Here is a 585-nt window from a genome sequence, read left to right as displayed (position 1 = left end):
TTGCAACATGGTCTTCATCGACCGTCTGGGTATCCGCGGTCAGGACGCTCGGGTCATTGACCGGAGTGACGCTGATATTCAGCGTGCTGGTGGAACCGGTGCTGGTGGTGTAGGTGACGGTCGGCACGGTGCCGTTCCAGTTATCCACCGGGGTAAAGGTGTAAGCACCGTTCGCCCCGATCACCAGGGTGCCGACGTTGGCGATGGTCGCCGGGACGCCTGCGGTGTACTCGGTGCCGCCAACCGTGAAGGTGGCCACGCTCAGGAGATTATCGACATCGTGGTCGTTGGTCAGCACATTGCCGGTTGCAACATGGTCTTCATCGACAGTGTTGGTATCCGCAGTCAGGACGCTTGGGTCATTGACCGGGGTGACGCTGATATCCAGCGTGCTGGTGGAACCGGTGTTGGTGGTGTAGGTGACGGTCGGCACGGTGCCGTTCCAGTTATCCACCGGGGTAAAGGTGTAAGCACCGTTGCTGGCGATGATCAGCGTTCCGACACCGGTCATGGTTGCGGTCTGGCCCGCCGTGAAGCTGCCGTCGACCCCATTCACGCTGAAGCTGGAGACGCTCAGGAGAGGAG

General features: G+C 60.9%; 1 protein-coding gene. It reads right to left on the bottom strand.

The genetic code is table 11. The features are described from left to right. On the bottom strand, nucleotides 1–585 hold a 585-nt coding region (locus tag AC1DWM_RS30185; protein ID WP_477796904.1), incomplete at both ends, for an Ig-like domain-containing protein.

The organism is Pseudomonas sp. P4_C8, from assembly GCF_056401975.1.
The sequence above is the reverse complement of the archived record's forward strand: the minus strand, read 5'-3'. Positions and strand labels throughout refer to the sequence as shown.